The organism is Paraburkholderia mimosarum LMG 23256 = NBRC 106338 (assembly GCF_000739815.1).
Taxonomy (GTDB): Bacteria; Pseudomonadota; Gammaproteobacteria; order Burkholderiales; family Burkholderiaceae; genus Paraburkholderia; species Paraburkholderia mimosarum.
Genome location: NZ_BBJJ01000013.1, coordinates 69,771 through 92,812, shown reverse-complemented (window position 1 = coordinate 92,812; position 23,042 = coordinate 69,771). Strand labels below are relative to the sequence as shown.

The 23,042-nt window shown below is 62.4% G+C and carries 16 protein-coding genes; 2 read left to right on the top strand and 14 right to left on the bottom strand.

What is annotated here, in order from left to right; translation table 11 throughout:
* The first annotated feature begins 63 nt into the window (after positions 1–63).
* Positions 64–1,230, top strand: coding sequence for a YncE family protein (locus BMI01S_RS12665; RefSeq protein ID WP_028230823.1), 1,167 nt, complete (start codon positions 64–66; stop codon positions 1,228–1,230).
* Between the two features lie 35 nt (positions 1,231–1,265).
* Here the strand turns inward: BMI01S_RS12665 and BMI01S_RS38085 are convergent, their stop codons facing one another.
* From BMI01S_RS38085 to BMI01S_RS12615, 10 genes are all read right to left on the bottom strand, one after another.
* Positions 1,266–3,680, bottom strand: coding sequence for a putative bifunctional diguanylate cyclase/phosphodiesterase (locus BMI01S_RS38085; RefSeq protein WP_154671227.1), 2,415 nt, complete (start codon positions 3,678–3,680; stop codon positions 1,266–1,268).
* A gap of 505 nt (positions 3,681–4,185) precedes the next feature.
* Positions 4,186–5,190 carry a LysR family transcriptional regulator gene (locus BMI01S_RS12655; RefSeq protein WP_042289376.1) on the bottom strand — a complete coding sequence of 335 codons (1,005 nt, stop codon included), beginning with the start codon at positions 5,188–5,190 and terminating at the stop codon, positions 4,186–4,188.
* A 64-nt stretch (positions 5,191–5,254) separates the two neighbouring features.
* The gene (locus BMI01S_RS12650) at positions 5,255–5,917 is read right to left on the bottom strand and encodes a TetR/AcrR family transcriptional regulator (protein WP_036020613.1); all 663 of its coding nucleotides are present in this window, start codon (positions 5,915–5,917) and stop codon (positions 5,255–5,257) included.
* Between the two features lie 239 nt (positions 5,918–6,156).
* A complete protein-coding gene (locus BMI01S_RS12645) occupies positions 6,157–7,020 on the bottom strand; it encodes a 4Fe-4S dicluster domain-containing protein (protein WP_028230822.1) in 864 nt (287 codons plus the stop codon).
* Between the two features lie 10 nt (positions 7,021–7,030).
* A complete protein-coding gene (locus BMI01S_RS12640) occupies positions 7,031–10,009 on the bottom strand; it encodes a molybdopterin-dependent oxidoreductase (protein ID WP_028214218.1) in 2,979 nt (992 codons plus the stop codon).
* 109 nt (positions 10,010–10,118) lie between these two features.
* Positions 10,119–11,033, bottom strand: a complete 915-nt coding sequence (locus BMI01S_RS12635) for a VOC family protein (RefSeq protein WP_028230821.1) — start codon at positions 11,031–11,033, stop codon at positions 10,119–10,121.
* Between the two features lie 72 nt (positions 11,034–11,105).
* Positions 11,106–11,810, bottom strand: a complete 705-nt coding sequence (locus BMI01S_RS12630; protein ID WP_036020609.1) for an OmpW/AlkL family protein — start codon at positions 11,808–11,810, stop codon at positions 11,106–11,108.
* Between the two features lie 633 nt (positions 11,811–12,443).
* Positions 12,444–14,450, bottom strand: coding sequence for an acyl-CoA synthetase (locus BMI01S_RS12625; protein WP_028230820.1), 2,007 nt, complete (start codon positions 14,448–14,450; stop codon positions 12,444–12,446).
* Positions 14,447–15,403 carry a fumarylacetoacetate hydrolase family protein gene (locus BMI01S_RS12620; protein ID WP_028230819.1) on the bottom strand — a complete coding sequence of 319 codons (957 nt, stop codon included), beginning with the start codon at positions 15,401–15,403 and terminating at the stop codon, positions 14,447–14,449. The genes BMI01S_RS12625 and BMI01S_RS12620 overlap by 4 nt, the downstream gene beginning before the upstream one ends.
* A gap of 36 nt (positions 15,404–15,439) precedes the next feature.
* A complete protein-coding gene (locus tag BMI01S_RS12615; RefSeq protein ID WP_028230818.1) occupies positions 15,440–16,510 on the bottom strand; it encodes a VOC family protein in 1,071 nt (356 codons plus the stop codon).
* 321 nt (positions 16,511–16,831) lie between these two features.
* On the opposite strand from BMI01S_RS12615, the gene BMI01S_RS12610 reads away from it, so the two are divergent.
* A complete protein-coding gene (locus BMI01S_RS12610) occupies positions 16,832–17,590 on the top strand; it encodes a TetR/AcrR family transcriptional regulator (protein WP_028212615.1) in 759 nt (252 codons plus the stop codon).
* 79 nt (positions 17,591–17,669) lie between these two features.
* Here BMI01S_RS12610 and BMI01S_RS12605 read toward each other — a convergent pair whose 3' ends face one another.
* From BMI01S_RS12605 to BMI01S_RS12590, 4 genes are all read right to left on the bottom strand, one after another.
* Positions 17,670–18,410 carry a PqiC family protein gene (locus tag BMI01S_RS12605; RefSeq protein WP_028230817.1) on the bottom strand — a complete coding sequence of 247 codons (741 nt, stop codon included), beginning with the start codon at positions 18,408–18,410 and terminating at the stop codon, positions 17,670–17,672.
* Positions 18,407–20,002, bottom strand: a complete 1,596-nt coding sequence (locus BMI01S_RS12600; RefSeq protein WP_028230816.1) for a PqiB family protein — start codon at positions 20,000–20,002, stop codon at positions 18,407–18,409. Before BMI01S_RS12600 ends, BMI01S_RS12605 begins: the two co-directional genes overlap by 4 nt.
* An 8-nt stretch (positions 20,003–20,010) precedes the next feature.
* On the bottom strand, positions 20,011–21,396 hold the full coding sequence (locus tag BMI01S_RS12595; RefSeq protein WP_081723397.1) for a paraquat-inducible protein A: 1,386 nt from the start codon (positions 21,394–21,396) through the stop codon (positions 20,011–20,013).
* 164 nt (positions 21,397–21,560) lie between these two features.
* Positions 21,561–23,042, bottom strand: coding sequence for an efflux transporter outer membrane subunit (locus BMI01S_RS12590; RefSeq protein WP_028230815.1), 1,482 nt, complete (start codon positions 23,040–23,042; stop codon positions 21,561–21,563).

Here is a 23,042-nt window from a genome sequence, read left to right as displayed (position 1 = left end):
GCGATCACCACCGCTACCGATCCGCTCATTCGAGCCATCCAGCATTCAATAAGGAAACCTGTCATGCAATTGAATTTGCGGCACTTCGCGGGCATCGCGTCCGCCATATTCGTCGCACTTGGTGGTCACTCCGCAAGCGCGTCGGCGGCTCCGGCCGTGACCACCGTGCAGGGCATGCCGCCCGTGGTCAATCCGGATAATCTGTATAGCGAAGCAACGGCCGGCCACATGAGTCCCGCGGTCTCGGGCGCGCTTTCGCGTGTGTACGTGCCGAACCTGCGTTCGAAGGATGTCTATGTGATCGACCCGACCACCTACAAAGTCGTCGACCGGTTCCCCGTTGGGTACAGTCCACAACACATCGTGCCGTCCTGGGATCTCCAGACGCTATGGGTCGCGAACAATGCGGAGGGCCGCACCAACGGCAGCCTGACGCCGATCGACCCGAAAACCGGCAAGCCGGGTAAGGAAGTCATGGTGGACGATCCGTACAACATGTACTTCACGCCCGACGGCAAGGAAGCCATCGTGGTGGCCGAAGCCCATGCGCGGCTGGACTTCCGCGATGCGCACACGATGGCGCTGAAATCCAGCCTCGATGTACCGCAATGCAAGGGCATCAATCACGCCGATTTTTCGATCGACGGAAAATACGCGATCTTCACCTGCGAATTCGGCGGCCAGCTCGCCAAGATCGACCTGGTCAATCGCAAGGTGGCCGGCTATCTGGAACTCAACAAGAAAGGCATGCCGCAGGACATCCGCATCTCGCCGGACGGTAAGGTGTTCTATGTGGCCGACATGATGGCCGACGGTGTATTTCTCGTCGACGGCGATAGCTTCCAGAAGATCGGGTTCATCCCTACGGGCGTCGGCGCGCACGGGCTCTATACGAGCCGCGACGGCACGAAGCTGTATGTCGCCAATCGCGGCTCGAACGAAATTCATGGGTCGCGCCATGGCAAGGGCAGCGTGTCGGTGATCGACTTCGCGACGCGCAAGGTGCTCGTCACCTGGCCGATCCCGGGCGGCGGCAGTCCCGACATGGGTAACGTGAGCGCCGACGGGAAAACGCTGTGGCTGTCCGGACGCTTCGACGACGCCGTTTATGCGATCGATACGACGACGGGTGCCGTCAAATCGATTCCCGTGGGGATGGAGCCGCACGGACTGACCGTGTGGCCGCAGCCCGGCCGCTATTCGCTCGGCCACACCGGAAACACGCGGTAGTCGTTGTCTGGTGTCATCTTCCGGGTTGGGGAAGCTCAGAGTGGTATGGCTCGAGCTTCCGGATCGCCTGCCGATGCGCATGACCGATGCGCTCGCACCCAGCGCGCGAAGTCGCGAGGCGCGAGCGCCCGCGAGAACAGAAACCCTTGATAAAGATGGCAGCCGTGCGCGGCCAGAAAGTCGCGCTGCGCATGTGTTTCAACCCCTTCCGCAGTCACAGTCAGCTTCAGGATCTTGCCGATGTGGATCAGCGTTTGCGCCAGCGATTCCGACATTGCGTCCCGCCCGATGCCTTGAACGAAGCTTTTGTCGATTTTCAGTTCTTTCACAGGGAACCGGTGAAGGTAGCTCAGAGACGAGTAGCCGGTGCCGAAATCGTCGATCGACAGCGCGATGCCCATGGCATGGAGGGCATCGAGCGATTTGCGAATGTCGGCGACTGATTCATCGAACAGGACGCGCTCGGTCATTTCGAGCGTCAGGTCCGAAGCAACCAGACCATGAGACCGAAGCGTAGCGTTGACCAAGCCCGGGTAGTCCGGACGCTTGAAGTCGGCGGCGCAAACGTTCACCGAGATGTTGGGTACGTCTAGACCCTCGGCTCGCCACTGCGCAAGTTGCCTGCAGGCCTCACCCATCACCCAGGCATCCATCTCCGCGATCAGTCCGCTTTCCTCCGCGATGACGATGAAGCGATCCGGCGCAATGACGCCCTGCCCGCCGTTGTCCCATCGCACGAGCGCCTCGACACCACATAGCGCCCCTATGGCATCGGTCTTGGGCTGATACGCCACGCTCAGGGCGTTGCTTCGCAATGCCTGCTGCAACGCAATTTCGAGTTCGAGTTGCTCCTTCGCCTGACGCTCGTAGTCGGGCGCATAGAACCGCACCTGGTTGCGACCCGCGCGCTTGGCCTGATACATCGCCAGGTCCGCGTTACGCAGCAGGGTATCGGGTTCTTCCCCGTCGTGCGGGCAGAGCGCAATCCCGATGCTGGCGCTGATCGTGATGCGGGTGTCCTGCCCGGAGTTGATGAGTATGGGTTGGGAGACGGCGTGCAGAATTCGCGCCGCAACATGTTTGGCCTTCAGCACGTCGCAGTCCTGCACAACGGCGAGAAACTCGTCTCCGCCAAGGCGGCCGATCAGATCGTCGGGCTGGATCTCCTTTCGCAGGCGCCGTGCAATTTCACTCAATACCTCATCGCCGACTGCATGGCCCTGCGTGTCGTTGACGCGCTTGAACCGGTCAAGATCGATGAATAGTACCGCGAGCGTCGATCCGTTCCGGCTGGTGTCCGTCAAAATCCGGAGCGCCTCTCTTTGAAGCTGAGCCCGGTTGGGCAGGCCCGTCAGCGAATCGAACCACGCAAGTCGCTGCAAGCGGCGCTCCACGGCCAATCTCTTGCGCAATTGTGTGCCGAACATCAGCGAGAGCAGGATGAGAAGCGCATCGAGAACGATGCTCGCGATACCGATTGCGATCGCACGTTTGCGCCATCCAGCGAAGATGTCGTCTGTCGCAAGGCCCACGACGACGATGAGCGGATAGCTTCCAACCCGCCGGAAAGTGTAGAGGCGCTCGACATGGTCAAGCACGGCTATATCGACGTAGGTACCGTGATCGGATTGCACGAGCGGCTGGAACGAGTGGCCGCTCGCGAGGGACTTGCCGATGTCACTCTCGTGAAACGGTTGGCGCATGAGGACCGTGCCGTCCGTACGCAGTAACGTAATCGTGTCGTGCCGACCAAGGATCGAGTCTTCGAAAAGCTGCCGGAAAAAGCTCAGTCGCAGCGTGCCAGCGACGATACCCGAAAATTGGCCGTCCTTGTCTTCGAGCCGCCGGCTCATCGCGATCACCGGCTGTTCGGAATCCGCGCTGTAAGGCACGAAAGGCGCACTGACGTAAAGGCCGGCATCCGTCTGCTGCCGCTGAATCCGGAAGTAATCGCGGGCGCTGACATTGATCTTTCGCGGCGAAATCGAACGCGAGTCGAGTACGAGATTGCCCGTTGCGTCCGTCGCAAACATGGCACCCAATTCCCTCGAATCGGTGAAAGAGCTGAACGCGACGAGCTGGCGGACCTCAGGGGGAAGCCGGACGATGCCAGGGGTCTCGGTGCTTGTCGCAACGTCGCGCATGGCAAGCTGATACATGTCGAGATTGCGCTCGATCTCCTTTTGCAGCGAAATCACGAGGTTCTGGGCAGCATCGCGCGCCTGCGCCATCGCGTCGAGCCGCATTTCGTAAAGCGAGGCGACCGTCACTCCCGTGGTCGCGAGCGTGATTCCAATCCCGGCATAGACAAACGGCTTCGGCCTGGCAAAAAGCGAGCTTAGAAATCGAATCATGGTCCTTCGAAATGCCTGGAAAATCCCGGCGCGAAAGACCAGGGCCTTTATTGCCTCGGTCTGCGCGGGCCCGCTTGATTGTACGAGACCGGACAAGCCGGAAGATGTACGGCAGAACACGCGAATGACATGCCTTGACCCAACTCACCTGGAAGACGCGTCCGTCGATATATCGGCCAGACGGGTCAGAAACTTTACCCTCATCGGAAGGCACCGTCTCTTGATTTGGCAGACGTTCTGTGGAGCTGATTTGAGACCGTGGGTTCGACCACGGCATTGGGGGTATCGCTTTGCGACGGTGTCGGCGTCGCCGGTTGCCAACGCCGCGTTGCACCGGTCGAACAGCGCCGTGATTTCGGCTTTCCGCGAATTGGCCGGCGCCACGGCGATCTCATGATTCATCGATGATGCCGGACTGACACAGGGGGAAGGCCGATCTCGAAACTTGCCCGGTGTGCCGCCGCAAGTCCGCATGAGCCGACTCACGCTGTGCCGCCATACGCTTGACCGCTCTATCTACGACTGCGTGCCGTTCTCGAAAGCCGTAGACTTCGTCGGTCTTACCCTAACCCACGTCCGGACAACGGAGGCAGCACATGGGTCATAAACAAGACCAACCCCCTTCCTCGCAGCTGGCCCCGGCATCTTCCGTCCCGGCCGATTCTGCAGCCGACGCGGCGTGAGTCGTCGTCGGGCGGGGGGCAGTGCCCATGCCCAGTTCGAAAAACTCCGCGGTATGGTCGATGAATGCCCGGACCTTTGCGGGCAACAGCGCACGCCCGATATAGGCCAGTCGGACTTCCGCCGCCGTGTCGACGATCTCGAAGTTTTCCAGCAGACGCACGAGCCGGCCAGCCTTGATGTCCTGTTCCACGATCGCGAAGGGAAGCAAGCCCACGCCGAATCCCTCGAGGATGATGTCGCGGTTGAATAGCGGGTTATTCGAGGCAATTTCGTACTTGATTGGCACTGCGACGTTTTCCCGCTCAATCCGGAAGGTAAGCGCCGGCTTGTGCATCGAGGGGGGCACCGTGACAAACACATGATCGGCCAGGTCGGCTGGATGCCGCGGCGGCGCGCGCCTCGCCAGGTATGCCTGCGTTGTGACGACGACCAGTGGCAACCGCTGGAGAAGGCGCGTCACAGCCAGATCCGTCGCCAGCATGAACGGCAGCACGATGCCCAGGTCGTATCCGTCGGCCGTCAGGTCGACAGAGCGCTCGGTCAAGGTGATATCCAGAGTGATATTCGGATGTTTTCGCTTGAACGAGGCAATCAACGGTGCAAGCCATGTCAACGCAGTTGTAGTGTGCGCGACCACGCGTAATACACCCGCCGGTATTCGTCCTTGACCTGCGGCGCTCGCCTCCAGACAGTCCAGATCGTCGAGAACGCGACAGCATCCCTCGTAAAAATGCTCCGCGGCTTCGGTGAGCGAGAACTGGCGTGTCGAGCGGTGAAACAGTCGTGTTCCAAGACGCTCTTCCAGCGAGGCTATCGAGCGGGAAACAACTGACGGTGACAGGTCCAACATTTCGCCCGCGCGCCGGAAGTTTCTCACTTCGACGATCGTGCGGAAGAGACGCAAGCTTTCTATATATTCCATGGTCTACGTGTTCGAGTGTCTGGATATATTGCTATCGCAATACATTGCGGCCTCGCTCAGCGACTCACCACCATGCGGCACTCGTGCGACATGCGTCGGCGGTGCTTTTTTCCATTGGCTGCCGACACAGTACAGACGAGGCAAATTCCGCTAGCACTGTTTGATTCGTGTGGTCGCTGGCGCTCTGCGAATTGCATAGACTAAGGAGCTGCATGCCTTCGCACAGGCTCACGAAGCCGAGCGCGAGCGCGTCCGACCGCAGCGGCAATGCGTTGTCGTTTTGCGTCAGGAGCGTTTGAATATGGGCGCCGACCTGCAAAAGCTTCTCGCGCCGCAATGCGTGAATCCGCTCCTGAAAGGCGCTGTCGTGGCGTGCGAGCAGGTACGCCTCGACCCAGAGCGGAAAGCATTCGCGCTCCCGCCAGGAACGGACGAACCTGGCAATCACGCGCGCCGTCGCTTGCTCTGGCGTGCCGGCCTCTTCAAAGATCGCCCGCAGATCCGCATGCGCGGCTTCGGCGTCGCGCCGCAGCAGTTCGGTCAGCAGTTCCTGTTTGCTCCGGAAATTGGAGTAGAAGGCGCCCCTCGTGTACCCGGCGGCCTCTACGATGTCCTCGACGCTCGTCGCCGCGAAACCCTTCCCGAGGAACATGGTCCTTGCGGCGCCGTACAGGCGCTCCCGGGTCTGCTCTTTTCTGCGCGCGTGGCTCAGGCGTTCGGGCTTCATGGCGTAGCTAAAGGCGATCTCACCGTACGTGGTCGTCTGCGCAAAGAAACGAACCGGTGAAATCGCCGTTTCTCGATGACTCCGCTGAAACCGGCTCAGGCCGCCCAGCGGATAGTCAACATTAGAATCATAACTGATTATTTAGTCAATATCAAAATTGAGGGCGCGAGCGAGCCCCTCGGCGGTTGAACCACGCCGCCAAGTCAAGTACTGCCGTGAGACGGGCGCGTCGGTTGGCGTCAGTTGGCCTCGACCTCGCTGGCCGTGAGCGCGAGGCCGATTTCGCCCAGATACACACTTTCGCCGACCGCACACTCGCGCGATGCATTGCCTAGCGCATGACGAATCTCGACCCGGTACATGCCGCTATTTTTCTCGAGACCGTCGAAGCGAAAATCGCCGAATGCGTCGGAGACAGTGTCAGCGACGCGTTGATCGCCGGCGTACAGGACAATCGCTGCGCCAGCGACGCATTCAACTACGCCCTCGACCGTCGCACTGACGCTTCCGCCTATGAAGCAGCTTTGCCAGCGTTTCAAGCCGCTATACCATACGCGAGGCTTCGTTTCGAGATTCGGCCGCAAAACCTCGAGCCCTTCGCGTCGTGCCTTTTCCGCCATGGCGGCGTCGTCGAGCTTGACGGTCTCGAAGACGCCAGTGGGGCACGCCTGATCGCAACGCGGATGCTGCCAGCCCTGGTCCAGCAGATGGGCGTCGAAGATCCACGTCTGCGGCAGTTGCAGTTCCTCGTTCCAGACGATCGCCTTGTACGGGCAGGACTTGACGATGTCCTTGCGCCCTCGCGCCTTTTCCGGATCGATGATGACGATGCCGTCGGAACGCCTGCGGATCGCATCGCCGGCGACGCGCATGCAGGGGGCGTCGCCGCAGTGATTACACATCACCGGCAAATACGTCGTTTCGACCATGTGCGAGTCGCCCTGCACGCGGCGCAGGATGCGAATGGGGCTTTCGGCACTGGCCGCGGCAGGCGCGGCGTAGCCAGGAAAGTCATTGCCGACGTGCTCATCGCGCGCAGCGATGACGCAGTTCTGGCAATTCTCGCATTGCCCAACCTTGATAATCAGATTCCATTTGCTCATCGTCTGCTCCTCAGGCCGCGCGACGGATCATGAAAGCCTCCGCGCTTTTCCACTTTTCCACCTGCACGAGACATGAATTCGGACTCATGCTGCTCGTGCCCGTTGTCTGGGGACGATCCGGGGTCAGCAGGTTCATGCAGCCGCCGATTTCGACTTGCTCGCCATCTATTTCGATCAACTGGAATTCGGCGCTCGCTTCGTAAGACTTGACCACGCCGGCAGCGACCAGGGGCGATACATCGGCCGCGCAGATCACCGCGCCCCGGTCGTTGTAGACCTTGACGAGATCGCGATGCGCAATGCCGCGGGCCGCTGCGTCGGCGGCACCGAGTCGCAGCAGCCAGAAGCGATGTCCGCCGATCAACGCGCGATGATCTTCGATGCTGTTGACCGACGAGTTCTTGCCGTCGCAATGGGTGTGGAAACTGTAACGGCTATGCGTGGCGATCAGCTGCAGCGGATAGCGCTGGGCCAGTGTGGAACGCAGGCCCTCCCACGACGGGATGTACCGGTTGACTGCCGGTCGCTCGGGGTTGTCCGCCGTATGCCGTTTCAGCAACTCGGGAACGAACTCGAGCTTGCCGCTAGGCGTCTGCAGGCCCATGCCGAATTTTTCGGCGTACTGCGACGGCATCGGATGCGGTTCCGGCAAATCCTTGCGCCGGCCTTCCGCGAACCAGCGCATATCCACCGGGGAGCGCAATTCCGGCTTTTCGGTCGGAACGACGAAATAGCCCTTGCGGCAGAAATCGCGCCACGAAATGTGATCGGGCAGATCCGACGACTCGAAAACCCGCTTGACCCAATCCAGCTCGCTGCAGCCCTCGGTGAACACGCTGCCGAGTCCAAGACGGGTCAGAATAGCGGTGAAGATGTCATAGTCGGAGCGGGACTCGCCCAGCGGCTCGATGCACTTGTGCTGCAGGGTGATCATACGGTGATTGACCGTGTTGTAGCCGTGATGCGCATAGCCGCCGGAATTCGACCATTCGCCGATGTCCCATCGCTCCAGCGATGTGCATGCGGGCAGAATGATGTCGGCGAACTGCGCCTCGCCTTCCATCCAGATCGACTGATTGACCACGAACTCGATGCTCTCGTGACGGTACGCGTCGGCCCAGCGCCCCGATTTCGTGACCGTGCTGAAGGATGAGCCACCATAGCGGTAGATCATGTGAATCGGCGAATAGCCAGGCATCGGGTAAGTGAACGGCGCGAATTGCGCTTCCTGGGACATGCCGTCCCAGAGATAGCCTGTGGCATGGCCGTTGATGATCGCATCGGGCAACTGCTGCCGCGGCACCATCTGCTTGACCGGATTCATGGTCAGGATGTGCGGCATGCGTTGATAGTTGTTCACGGCGTTCGCGGTCCACGCGAGCTCGCCCGACATCCCACCATCCGCGTAGCCGGGAAAGTAGAAGTTGAGGTCGTGCGGAGCCCCGATCTGGAGGCAGCCGAAATTCACGCCCGGCTTGCCCCATCCTTGCATCGCCATCATCATGATCATGCAACGCGCCCATTGAGCGCCCGTCGCACCGCGTCCAGCGCCGCCGAATCCCGCACCCGTCATTCCGACGGCGAGATACACCTTCTTCGTCCCCCACCGCCGGGCGAGGGCGCGAACGTCTTTGGCGGGCACGCCGGTTTCCCGTTCCTGCCATTCGGGCGTCTTGGGCACGCCATCCGTCTCGCCCATGAGGTAGGCCCGCCATTCGTCGAATCCGGTCGTCCGGTCGGCAACGTAATCCTTGTCGTACAGCCCTTCCTTGAGCCACACATACATGATGGCGGTGGCGAGGGCCGCGTCCGTTTGCGGCCGGACCGGAATCCATCGCCCGCCCAGCAGCTGGGCAGTCGGATTGCAGTGCGGGTCGATATGAACGAACTCGATCCCCAGTTCCTTTGCCCACAGACGCCGCGGCGTACCTTCGAAACCTGCATAGGCGCCATTCGTGCTTTCCGGGTCGCTCGACCAGAAAACGATCATTTCGGCGTCCTTAAGACAGTCCTCGATTCCGCCATAGCCGGAGGGCACGCCAACGCGCATCGAGTTGCCGAAGTGATGCATGGCGCCCCAGTACCAACCCTCCCAGCTGTCCGGATTCGCGGCCACCCGTGTGAAGCCGATCAGGTTGGCAAAACGCGTGAGCGCACTGAGGTAATAGCCGATATTGCCCCACTGATGATGCGACGACATGGGGAACGTGATGGAGCCCGGGCCGTGAACACGCTTTTGCCGGTTGATCTCCTTCGCGACGATATCCAGCGCCTCGTCCCAGCTGATCGGCACGTAGCCGGACTTGCCACGGTTTTGCGGATTACGTTCGCCATCAGGGTCGAAATCGACGCGCTTCATCGGGTGAAGGATGCGCTTCTCGGAATAGACGAGCGACTTGATCGACAACGCGTGCGGCGCGACGAGGCCGCGTCGTGGGGGGGTGAAACGGCGGCCGCGCGCTTCGATTTCCCAACTCGGTGCATCCTTGCTGTCGAAATCGACCGGCGTCACGCGAACGATGCGTCCATCCTTCACGTACACGAACAGAGGGCCGCCGTTGGTGCACGTGGTGTAGCGCTGCGTGCCGTCACGCATGGGCGTACCCATCGGCAGGCTGATGGTTTGCATCATGCTGAGCGTTTGCATGAACCACACGAGCAGTTCATCTTCGCCTTCGGTCACAACCTTGAAATTTTTCGCCGCGTGGATGATCTCCAGGTAGTCCGGACTGGGGGAGAGAAATTTCAGGGCAGTGGCCTCGTCCTTGAACATCATGCGGACGTCGGGCTGCGGATGCGTGCCCGCACACGACCGGATGCGGCCGTTCTTGAGCGTGATGACGCGACCGACGCTTTGATCCATGAGCCCGATCCACGCAACGAGATCACGTTCCTTCAGCCGATCGCGATAGGCAGGAAAGCGGCGTGCCGTCAGGTCGAGGACCTTGGGCAGGGCAAAGAGAATGGTTTTGAGGATCTGTCGTTTCACTTTTTGATCCAATGGGAAGGCTGCGCAGGTGCAATCATCAGGGAATGACGGACCGGCTCCGCCGAGCGGGCAAGCCGCTCAGGCGGGTCCGGTCATGTTTCGTGGTGGTTCAAAGACCCGGGAAAGCCGGGCCCCATTGCAACAATGTCTCGCGTCCGAACGGATAGCTCAGCGTCGGCGAGTCGCTGTTGACGAGGTCGCCGTCCACGTAATGTTCGACGTGGAAGCCGGCGGGATCGGTCCAGTAGTCGAAAATCTGGCTGCCGTGGAAATGGCGGCCGATGCCCCAGCGGTGCTTGTAGCCCTTATCGGCCATGATCATGTGGCCGATGCCCACATCGTCGATATCGCGGCATTCGAAAGAGGCGTGGTCGAGGCCCGCCGCCTTGCCGCCGACAATGGCCAACGTATGATGATCGGTCCATGCCGCGCCAGTCTCCAGGTGCATGAAGGCGGCCACGACGTTTTTCTCGTCGCCCTGGTAAATGAGTTCCGACGCCTTCATGCCGAGCGTTTCGCCGTACCATGCGATCGTTCCCTGCGGGTCCGGCGAGAAGACGGCCACATGGCCGAGCCGCTGAACGTGAGACGGGCCGAAGGCCGGGCGCTGGAAGTGGCCCCGCCGGTTTTTGGCGTGCGCGTCATTCCACACGATCGGCGCGCCGCCCGACGGAATCACCGGCGAACGTTCCGCACCGAACACGAACTCCAGCCGACGGCCATCGGGATCGGCGCCCACCGTGTACAGGCCTCCGCCCGGATGCGGGCAATCGGTCACGGGCGAGTCGAAGCGGGCCGCCAACGTATCGAGCGCCTCGCGCGAGCCCACGCGGAACCCGACACCGACAAACGCCGCCTCGCCTTGCGTCGAAACGTAGGAGAAAGGCGCGTCGCCGTAGCTGCGCAGATAAAGCGCGTCGCCGCCCTGCTGCAGGTCCAGCAAACCGTAATCGACCATGAAGTCGCGGACGGCAGCGAGGTCCGGATGGCGGAAAATGACGTATTCGATGTCTTCGATGAGCATGGCAAATCTCGCGATTGAAGCGTTGGCGGCACGAGCCGCCACGATTGATGTAAGGGACCGCTGGACGTCCCGCTAGAACGTGTACGCGACGTTCACAAAAACGTTGATGGGTTCGATCCGGAGCGTCGACTTCGAGACGATCTGCGTTCCGTTTGCCGTCTGTCCGTATATGGTCATGTGCGTCTGGAGCGGCATGTAGCCAACCGACGCTCCGACCGACCAGTGTTTGGCGAACGTGTAACTTGCCCCGACCTCGAACACGGGGTTCCACGATGCACTGAGGGTCGCGTGTATCGATCCGCCCGGACCGACACTATCCGTAATGAACTGGTGGTTGGTTGCGCGGACCTGCGTGAACCACGTGTAGTTCACACCCAAACCGACGTAAGGACGAAATTTCGCCTGGGCGTCGAACAGGTGATATCGAACTTCGACGGCGGGCGGCATCGGCCTCGTCGTGCCCAGGGTGCCGTACTTCCCGAGCGTCCCTTCGCCATCCAGATTCACCGTCAGTGGCAGGCCAAAGAGCGTGGCGATGCCGATGTGGTCGGTCACGTAGTACTCGGTCGTGATGCCGAGCGTATTCGTCGACGACGCGTGTGCACCCGTCCCTGTCAATTGCTGGTTGACCGGCATACCGCCCACGCTTTCCACGGTAAGCGGCGTGGCATGACCCTGTGGCGCTACGTAAAGCCACCCTGTCGCCAGCGTAAAGCTACCGGCCGATTGCGCATGCGCATTTCCGGCGAGTGCAGCCGAACAGATAACACCCGCCATCACGGCAGGCCGAACAGTTTTCCTGAAATTCCTCACGCGTCTTCTCCTGCCTCGTCGGCTAAATATCTTTTTTGTCGTACACGCGGATTCAACGATCCGCCCATTGGTCCGTAGCGTTTGGATTGGCCCTCGTATGTTCGGACCGGATCCATGAAACTCCCCCCATTAGATAGGCATACTAAATACATTGAAAGGATCGATCTCGACGCCGGCGTCGCTTCCCACCTTTTTGTCGTATCGAATCCCGGACTGCGAACGTCTGTTACTTCTGTTTGCTCACCAGTGGCGCGGCATGTCAGTGAATACGCATCGCGAGGCGCTCGGCCTGCGGCGGGCACACACTCCATGAACCGTCGCGGTGCCGGAAGAAAAACAGCCCGACCCTCCTGGCCGGCGAAAGCAGCTCAATATGGACACAGTTCCCCTGCGCCTGCGGACGGCCTAATCGGGTAACGCGCACCGGAGTGCCGGAGGTTGGCGCAAGCCACTTTTCAACAACCGAACGCAAAGATCTTTCCGATGCCATACCCATCTTCTTCCCCAACCCAAAACCTGTGGCATTCGCAATTCCGCCATGCCATCACCGCGCGTGCGAGTGACCGGACATCTGCGTCGTTGCGAGAAACCTTGTCACTACGAAACGCTGTGTGTCTCTGACGCTCCATCGCCGTCACCGCTGCTCCTCGAACCCTGCGCGGACGCAATCGAAAACGCGAACGGAAAGCGCCCGAGCGCGGAAGCCGCCAACGATTCGAGTTCCGTGTCGGGAAGTTCGACGTGAACGGAAATCCCACGCAAGGCATCGTCAGCAATGCTGACGGTTGCCCCCTGGACGCCAGCCTCCACGAGCGCCGAGCGCAGTGCGTCCACCGTTTCCAGCCGCTTCAGCGCGGGCTTGAATATCTTGCCGACACCGGTAAGGGGCATGGCATCGACGATCCGGATGCCCTTCGGAAACGCCGCTCGCTCGCTGATCTCGTCACGCAGGAACGCGGCCATTTCGGCTTCATTCGCCGATGTGCCCGGCTTGAGCTGGACGTAGGCGATCGGCAGTTCGCCTGCGTGCACGTCGGGGCGCCCCACCGCCGCGGCGATCTGGACTGCCGGATGACGATGCAGCGCTTCTTCGATCGCTGCGGGATCGATGTTGTGTCCGCCGCGAATAATCAGTTCCTTCTTTCGGCCCGTGAGCCAGAAGTAACCGTCTGCGTCGCGGCGACCGAGATCGCCTGTATTGAGCCATCTGCCGCCATCGGCCAGGTCCAGCCAGATGCCGTTGTTCTGCTCCGGCCGCATATAGCCGATGAAAACATTCGGACCCGAGATCACCAGTTGACCGACCTCGTCAGCAACGCAATCCCGCACATAACGGCCCGCTTCATCGACCACCACGGCTTTCATGGCCTGGCCCGGAACACGAAGGCCGATCGAGCCGGCCCGCCGTTCGCCGAGCGGCGGATTGACGCTGCTGATGCAGGTACCTTCCGTGAGGCCATAGCCTTCGAGGATCCGGATGCCGGTGCGCGCCTGGAACGCACGCAGCAACTCCACGGGCATCGGCGCCGCGCCGCACAACCCGTATTCGAGCGAACCGATATCGCGCTCGCCAACGGGAACGTCCAGCAGCGAGCCATAGAGCGTCGGCACGCCGCTGAAAAAATTGATGCGGTAATGCGCGACGATATCCCAGAAGCGTTGGACAACGCCTTCTCCGCGATAGCCTTGCGGGGTGCCCATCACGACATGCGCGCCGCGCGAGAACGGCAGCAGTCCCGTCACCATGACGGCGTTGACGTGGAACAGCGGCAATCCGCAGAAGATCGTCTTGCCCGGACCCACGCTTTCACCGAGGAATTGTCCGGCGCTCCATGCATTGGCCACTTCGTTGCCGTGCCGGCGCATCGCAATCTTCGGCAGGCCCGTGGTGCCGCCCGTGCAGAACCAGGACGATACGTCGTCGCGGTTCATCGGGTGCGGAGCGGTGAGCGCTACGCCCGGCTCGCGCGCAATGGCTTCTGCGAAATCGTGGATGCTGATCTGCGCAGGAACCGCGCCTCGCACACCTTCCTCGCCATGCAACCTCGAGCATTCGCCGCGCTGAAGCATGCGCGCCGCAAATCGCTGTTCGTCCGGTGCATGGTCGGCAAGATTGATGAGCACGAGGTGCTCGAGCGACGCAACCTTGTGCAAGACCGCCTGCACTTTCGGCCACAGGTCCGTGCCCGGAAACGGCGCCAAAGTGACAAGCACAGTGGCGCCAGAAGCATTGAGCAACTCACCTATCGCGTCGCCTTCGAGCAGTGGATTGATCGCGCAGACAATGCCGACCGCCTCGCCGCCCCAGACCACGAAGTGCGTTTCAGGCAGATTCGGCAACACATAGGCGACGACCGTATCGCGCTGCACGCCCAGTCGCGACAACATGTTCGCCGTGCGCGTGATGTCGCGCACGAGCTCGCTGTAAGTCCAGCGCTCCGGGCTCGCGTAGTCGTCCGCGGTGGCGAAGAACGAGAGCGCGGGTGCCGATGGATCGATCGCAGCGCCCCGGCAGATCATTTCGTAGGTGCTCGACGGAAGATCCGCCGGTTGCCCCTGCGATTCGATGGCGAGGACATCCTGCTCGTTGGCGACGGCTTTCATGCGGCCTCTGCGACGACGACGTTGCGCTGAGTGCCGAGATCGATGGAGCCATCCTGGCTAACGATACGGGCTTCGACCACATCCCCGTCCTGAAGGTACTGCGGTCGCTCGGCTTGCAGCGCGAAGAAAAGACGCCATTTCTCGGCTTCGGGCAGCTGTGCCGCGGCGCGTTGCTTTTCCGGCGACGGAATGGTCAGCGCGCAACCGGACGGCGTACCCGTCGCAAGCAGGTCGCCGACGTGCAGGTCCTGAACGCCGGACAGTTCGGTCAACGTCTCTGCCGGACCGTAGACAAGACCCGAAGTCGAATCGTTCTGTCGAACCGTTCCGTTGACAGTCAGCGTCAGCACGAGCTCCTTGAGCTTCGGCATGTCTTGCTTTTCGAGCAGGCAGAGATACGGGCCGACCGGCCCGAACGTACGGAAGCTCTTGCCCTTGTAGAACTGCATCTGCGGAATCTGCACGTCGCGCGCCGAATAGTCGTTCACGATCACGGCGCCGGCGACGTAGTCGTGCAGGTTCTCGTCGGTAATCGTCGCGCGTGAGGTGACGTCGCGCTTGAGGACGAGACCGAGTTCGATTTCGTAGTCGAGGAACCGCACCGAATTGGGCTTCACGAGCTTCGAGTCCGCAGGAACGATGCAGCTCGTGGCCTTCGTGAAGATCATGTTGAACTTCTTCGCATCCGGATCCATGCCGGATTCGATCATGTGCTGGCGGTAATTCGCGCCCTGGCAAATGAACTGCTGATTGGCAGTCACGGGCGAGAGCCATTGCACGTCCGCTTCGGGGATCGTGGGGCCGTCCAGCGTCAATAACTGTTCGACCGGATTGGCATGGATAAACTCCGCGGTCGTCTTGAACTCACCGGGAATCGGCGTGATTGCGTTGTTAGCCACCACGCCCCACTGGGCGCGACCATCGTGCAGATAATGCAGAACGTGAATTGCCATTTTGGCTGTCTCCGGATTCGGTAAAGGGGTGTTGCGTCAGGCAAAAATCTTCAGCAGGGCGCGAAGCCGCGCCAACGTGACGTCGGGGCTTCGGCGCAGGTTTGCGATGAGCGCCGCGATGCTCGCGAGCGTCAATTTGGGCTTGGTGAAGCTGCTCGGCATCGTCGGCCCCCACTGGGCCATCGCCTCGCGGCTCACGGCATGGATTCCCGTGGGCGCTTCGCTGGTGAACAGATCACCGTCGCAGTAGTGCTCGTGCTTGTCCCCCCACGGGTCTTGCCAGTAGTCGAAAATCTGGCTCCCGAGGATATGTCGGCCGATGCCCCACGCATGCGTCCATCCGTTCTTGCGCAGAACGCGCTGGCCCATGCCGACCGCGTCCGCATCGACGAGCTCGTAGGCGCTATGGCTGTACTTCGGCGCAAACGTCTGTGCAAGCGCGAGCGTGTGATGATCGGCGGGCTTGTCGCCGAGATCGAGGCGCATGAACGCGACAGCCGGCGAGCCATCGGGCAGCACCTGCACGTCGCTGGGGATGAAACCAAAATGGCGCGTGTACCATGCACAGGTGTCCTGATAATCGGCGAGTTCCAGCACCACGTGCCCGAGCCTGATGATCTCAGGGGCGCTCTCGGGGGGACGCTGCGTGCCGTTGATGCGAACCGCGGCATCGACGGAATTGAACGCCAATGGCAGCCGGTGCGGCAACGCAGTGGCGGGCGCCTGGCCCCAGATCGCATCGACACGAAACCCCGACGGATCCTCCAACTGCACCACGAACCCGCCGCCCGGCAGCGCGGACGGTTTCGCCTCCGATGCGCCCGGCAGCCTGGCCAGCGCGTTCAGTTCGGCTTCGCTGCCCACCTCCAGGCCGAACCCGACAAATTGCGCTTTGGGCGCCTTTCGTACGACGTAACAGAAGTGCGACGCGCCTGTACCGCGCAGAAGCAGCAGCTCTTCGCCACGCGTGACCGTTTGAAGCCCGAAGTCGTTGAGAAATCGTTCGGCTTGCCCGAGATCCGGCCGATCGAACATGAGGTAGGCCAATGCGGTCGCTTTTGCCGTGGGATTCGGGTGACGAGCCGGCTGTGCAGTAGTCAGTTTCATGGTGGACGGTAATCAGGCAGTTAGGAACGGCGATGCGGCGCGCCGCGGCTCGCGAGCGCGCGTGCGCAAGCAGCCTCGGCGGACGGGCAATTTGCCGGCGCGAGATCGCTGGCGGGCCGTAACGCCCGGATGGTCGGGTGGGTAGGGTGATGCCGGCCGCTGGGCGCGATGCCGGTTGCGATTGCTGTCTCCACAGTCACTCCGTCTGTTCTAGTAAGACCGGCTCCTGACGCCGATGATGACATTAAACTCATCGCTGATCGTTTTGTCAATAAAGACATTCGAATCTATACTGCGGTTATGACCAGAACTGGATCCACCATGACAACAACCCCGACAAAGCGCGCCGCGGCCAGGCGCTCCTCGCCTGCGGCGGCCGCCTCTCCGGCTCCCGTCATCGAAGAAAAAGAGCCTCGCGGTGCGCGCCGCAAGCGCGAGACGCGCGCCCGGCTGCTAGACGCCGCCCTCAAGCTGATGGCCGAAAGGGGTATGGAGGGCGTGGCGATCAATGAAATCACGGAGGCCGCCGATGTCGGCTTTGGCTCGTTCTACAACCACTTCGAGTCGAAGGAAGCGATCTATGCGACGCTCGTCGATAACGTTTTCGAAGAATTTGCGAAAGTGCTGGATCGCCTCGCAGTGGGCATTTCCGACCCCGCCGAAGTGGTGGCCATCTCGGTGCGCCACACTGTCCTGCGTGCCCGCCAAGACCCCGTGTGGGGACGCTTTTTGATCCGCGAAGGGTTTTCGGCGCCTGCGCTGAGCCGCGGGCTGGCCCAGCGGCTCCTGCGCGACATTCGAAATGGCATTGCGGCAAAGCGATTTGTCGTTGCCGACCCGTTTATCGGCTATCTTGCGGTGGGTGGCACCGTTCTCTCTGCCATCGCGGCGGAGTTGAACTATGTCGCGCCGGGCGCGAGCGGCGCGGGTATGCTGAAGGAGCTGGGTTTCAGCGGCGAGCACTTTCCGGAGCGCACGGCAGCCATGCTGCTGCAAATACTCGGCCTGAAGCGCGCGGAAGCGGAGAAGATTGCCGCGCGCCCACTGCCCATCGTCGAGGCAGCCGACGAAGCAGCCTGAGGCCGGCCAGTCGTGAAGGGACCGCATCTGGCGATCGGTCCCTGTCCCGACTGGCAACTGGCCACAATGAGCCGCAAATTTATGCGCCGGATCGCGGCGCCGCCGCCCTTTCAACCTCGGTTTGCGCACCGCCTGAAATTGGCGGGCACGACAGCGTCTTGATTCCCCTTCCGCTGGACGCACCCGCAGGGCGAGACGTCCGATCGGCCGCGCTCGCCGCGAAGGCGCGCACGACCTCGGCTATCTGGGCAGCAATCGCGTTGATCGCACGACGATGTCCATCGACGATCGCCTGATAGCCGCCGGACACGGGCTCGCTCACTGCGCTGTGGCAGGTCAGGGTCTCCTCCCCCGCAGACCCGCTTACACTCCACACGGCGTCGATCAGCACGTGTGAACCAGGCCACGATTCGAAGCGCTGAACATCGACGCCGACCTGATAGACGGGAACCGCCCCACCCCGGCCAGCCGCGCTGGCAGCGAATGCGCCGGCCTGCTGGCTCACGCGAGCCGCGAGTGCGTAGCGAATCTCGTCCGGAAGCGCCGACGACCAGCGGTCGTCTTCCAGCACCATCACCTGGGCCGCGTTGACCTGCACCACGAGCTGGCTTCTGGCGACGGCGGCCGGCACTTGCACCGGGCGTACATCGATCCGCAAAGCGGGGCTTGTCGTAGTCTTCGCGACGGCCGGCTGTGCGTCGGCTCCGAGCGTATAGAAGCGTGTCTCGGGCGTTGCGCACGCCGTCAGAAGCGCCAGCCCGGCGACAGTCGCTAGCGTCCGCACCATGGTGCGGGACGAGCGGAATGGCATTGCGATCATTGCTGGTCTCCCTTCTTGCCAAATAGCAGCGCCTGCGGATGGCGCTCCAGGTACTCGGATAGCGCATTGAGCGACTGCAGCGTACGCGTGAGCTGCTGCATGGCGTCCTGAACGTCCGATTGCATCGGCGCGGTCTGCCGCAGTGTCGATTCGGCGGTCGCGAACGTCTTTTGCGCGGCAGCGAGCGTGTCGCGTGCCTGCGGCACGACCTCGGTGTCCATATGTCCGAACAGCTTGCTCGCGTTCGCCAGCGCGCCGTCGAGATTCGCGCCGATCCGGTCGAACGGCACCTGGTTTAGCTTCCTTGCGATGTCCGCGATCTGCACCTGGAGTTCGTCGAGCGTATTCGGCACGGTCGGCAGTTCGATCGGGTTGCTGTGCACGTCCACCGTCGCGCGCGGCGCTTTCGGGAACATGTCCAGCGCGACATACAATTGCCCCGTCAGGAGATTGCCGGTCCGCAGTTGCCCGCGCAGCCCTTCCGTCACGAGGTGCTGCAGCATGTCGTGCCCGCCCGGCGTGTCCGGCGCCGGCAGCGCCTCGCTGGATCGCCGGCTAAGGCGGTCAGGGTAAAGCGCCATCGCCACCTTCATGCTGAAGCTCTTCTGCTTTTCGTCGTACTCGATGCCGATCTCGGTCACCTGCCCCAGCGCGATCCCGCGAAGATCGACGGGTGCGCCAACGGACAGTCCCCGCAAAGACTGATTGAAACGCATGACCACGTTGAGCGGCTGGCCGTCGGGCTCGCGCATGGCGTCCGATTCGTCCGCGGCGAGCCGGAATTCCGCCCTGTCCGCTGCCGGTCGTCCCGCATCCTGCGCGGCCGGAGACTGGAATGCGAGCCCTCCGACGACGACCGTCGCGAGCGATTGCGTATTGAGCTTCAGCCCATTGGAATCGAGACGCAGATCGACGCCGCTTGCATGCCACCACCGCGTATTGGTGCCGACGTACTGGTCGTACGGTGCATTCACGAAGACATTCACGACGACGCCCGCGCCGTGAGGATCGAGCGAGTAGCCAATGACCTGACCCGCCTGGATACGGTGGTAGAAGATGGGGGCGCCGATATCGATCGAGCCCAGCGAGTCGCCTCGTAAGGTGTACTGATGCCCCGGCTGTCCCGTGGTGACGATGGGCGGACTTTCAAGACCGAGGAAGGCGGTTTGCCTTTCGGTCGAGCGCCCGATATCCACGCCGATGTAGGCGCCGGAGAGCAGCGTACTGAGGCCTGAAATGCCATTGGCGCCGACGCGCGGGCGTACCACCCAGAACCGCGTGCCTTGCGTCGCGAATTTCCCGGCGTCCTTGCTCAACTGGATACTCGCGATGACATGCCGCAAGTCCGTGGTCAGCGCAATGGTCTGAACGACACCGATTTCGACGTCCTTGTACTTGACCTTCGTCTTGCCCGCTTCAATGCCCTCCGCGTTATTGAAGGTGACCGTCACGACGGGCCCTTTGTCTGCAACGGACTTGACCACCAGAGCAACACCGATCAATGCCGAGATCAGAGGTACTAACCAGATGAGGGATGGCAGCCAACGCTTGCGCGGCTTGATGTCAGGTCTGGATAGATTGGAAAGATGCATCGTCTTCTTCAGGAAATGCGGTTGGTGGAGAGAGGATCAACCAGGGCTTCATCGGTCGCAGCTGGCGCGCGGCGCCGCCTCGCATCCACGTTGTCCCAGATGAGCCTCGGATCGAACTGATGCGATGCGAGCATGGTCAGGACCACAACCGCTCCGAATGCGAGGGCGGCCGGTCCCGCTGTGATGACGGCGAGCGAGCCGAAATGCACGAGCGTGACCGTCAGCGCGACGACGAATACGTCGAGCATCGACCATCGGCCAATGCGCTCGACGATCCGGTACAGCGTTGCTCGCTCACGGGCCCGCCAGCCCGAACCGCGACGGGCGGCTACCGTGAGAAGCGTGAGCACTACGAGCTTGAGAACCGGCACCAGAACGCTGGCGACAAAAACGACGACAGCCAGGGGCCAGTCTCCCGAGGTCCAGAAATACGCGACACCGCCCAGGATCGTGTCGTCTTCCGAGCCGCCTACCGAAGAGGCGTGCATGATCGGCAGCAGGTTCGCCGGAATATAGGCAATCGCGGCGGCAAGCAACAGACTGGCCGTTCGCGTGAGGCTGTCGGGCCTGCGTTCGTGCAGGACATGCTGGCATCGGGAGCAGCGCTGGTGGGCTTCCCGTTCGATACGCGTCTGAACGAGCCCGCATGCGTGACAGCCGACAAGTCCCGCGCGCCGTGCCGTGATGGCTGGCGACAAACCGGCTTTGCGCCCCCCAGAGGGCCGCATGAACCGCCCTCGCCCAGTGCTCACCCTCGACCAGCGAACGTCTGCCCTTCGCGAGTGCCTGATTTCGTCACTGATCGGCCAAAGCCCGCTCGCGTCGAATGAAGCGACCACGCCCAGCAAGACGGTCAAAGTGCCCAGTGCGAACAATCCCGGTCCCGGGATCACTTGCGCGATGCTGACCATTTTCACGATCGTCACCAGCACGCCGAGCATGAACACCTCGACCATGCCCCATGGCCGAACGAGCTGCACGAGACGCACCATCGCATTGAATCGGGGTGGCAGTTTGCCTAGCCGCAGCGGCACCAGGACATAGAGCAATGCGAGCATTTCGATCAACGGAAAAAGGACCGCCGAGCAAAACACCATCACCGCGACGACACGCATGTCGCCAGACCAGAGCGAGCGCACGGCGCCAAACAGCGTCGCCTCGGATGTCATGCCGTTCGCGCGCATCTCGATCACCGGGAAACTCTGCGCGATGCAAAAGACGATCAACGCGGCCAGCGTCACCGCGCAGATCCAGTCAAGCGACGATGCTGACCCCGGTAGTGCTGCGAGACCCGCACCGCATCGCGAGCAGGATGCACGGCGACCTTTCACGGCAGTAGGCTTGCGAAACAGCAGATCGCATTCGTGACAGACAATAAGTCTTTGGTAGTCCATACGGAAATGAAGCGAAAATCCGGAGGCATTCACACTCGCAGCAGGCCCGGATCCGCGTGCGAGCGCGGACCGGGCCGGCGATCGATGTGTGTCCAACGGCTATCGACGTGGCTCGAACCACTGCTGAAAGGCGAGGGCGGTCCTGCCGGATTTGCCCTCGCGTTTTACGAGCGCCCGGTTTTTGCGGTCGATGCGCTCGCTTGCTGAGCCTCGGGCAGTTCTCCCATCGCCTGGAAGAGCGCCGCCGTATCGCCCATGCGCTGCCCAGCGGCGCGCGCCTCAGCGATCTGTGCGTTCAGGTAGCGCGACTCGCTGGCGTGCGTCGCCGCCGAAGGCAGCGAGCCCAGGCGATGGCGCGACGCGGTGTCGTCGAAAGCCGTACGCGCGGCATCGGCGGCGACTTCGCTCGACGCGAGAGTCTGTGCGTCGTTATCCAGCGCGGCGAGCGAATTCGCCACGTCCTGGAACGCGGACAGCACGGTCGCCTTGTAGTGCAGCACGGCGGCGTCGTATGCGTCGATCGAGGCGCGGCGCTGCGCGAACAGCGCGCCGCCATGGAAGATCGGCTGCGAGAGGCTGGCCCCGATGGCCCACAGCCCGCCCGCACCCGAAACCACTGCCGGCCAGCTGAAGCCGCCGCGACCCATCGCGCCCGTCAGCGAGAGGCTCGGGAAGAGCTGCGCCGTCGCCTCGCCCACGTCGGCGGCTGCGGCCTTGACGGCGGCGTCCGCTGCCTGGATGTCCGGCCGCGAGCGCAACAGGTCCGAAGGCACGGCGACGGGCACGTGCTCGGGCAGCGACAGGCTGTCCAGATCCGGCACGCTCGGGGCATTGTCCGGTGTACGGCCGATCAGCACCGCGAGTGCATGAACCGCAGTCGCGCGTTGCTGACGCAGCGCGGGCAACGTCGCCGCGATGGAAGCCGCGTCCTGTTTCGACTCGAACGCCTGGGCTCGCGAGACCGCGCCGAGCGCGTAGCGCTGCGCGTCTTCGTTCGCCGCATCGTTCGACACGGCGACGAGCCGCTCGGTGAGCGCAATCTCCCGATCGAGGGCCGCCGCGTTGATCGTGGCGGCCACGATGTTTGCAGCGAGCGCACGGCGCGACGCTACCAGTTCGAACGCCTGCACGTTCACACGGGCCGCGCTCGCGGAGTTCGCATAGCGCGTCTGGCCGAACAGGTCGAACGTGTAATGCGCCTGCAGCTGCCCGGCAAAGAAGTTGTATTGCACCTGCTCGGGCAGACCGAGCTGGGGCGCGACCGGTGAGCGGGCGCGCTGGACCTGCGCGGTGCCATCGATCGATGGCAGCGTCGATGAGCCGATCTGTGCGCGCAACTGCTCCTGCGCCGATGCGAGCGTACGCTGGGTAGCCGCGAGCGTCGGGCTGTTGCGCAGTCCTTCGTCGACGAGTGCGTCCAGCGCGGCGCAGTGGTAGAGCTGCCACCATTGCGGCCCCGCCGTGGCGCCGACATCGAAGGTCTGCGCCACGCCACCCGCTGCCACCGTCTTCGCAGGCTGCGCCTGCGAACCGTAATGCTCGGGAGACGGCATCGCAGGCGGCTCGCCGCTGGGCCCGAACGAGCATGCCGCCATGGTGAGCGCCGCAGCCACCGCAAGCATGGATATTTTGTAAGGAAAACTCAT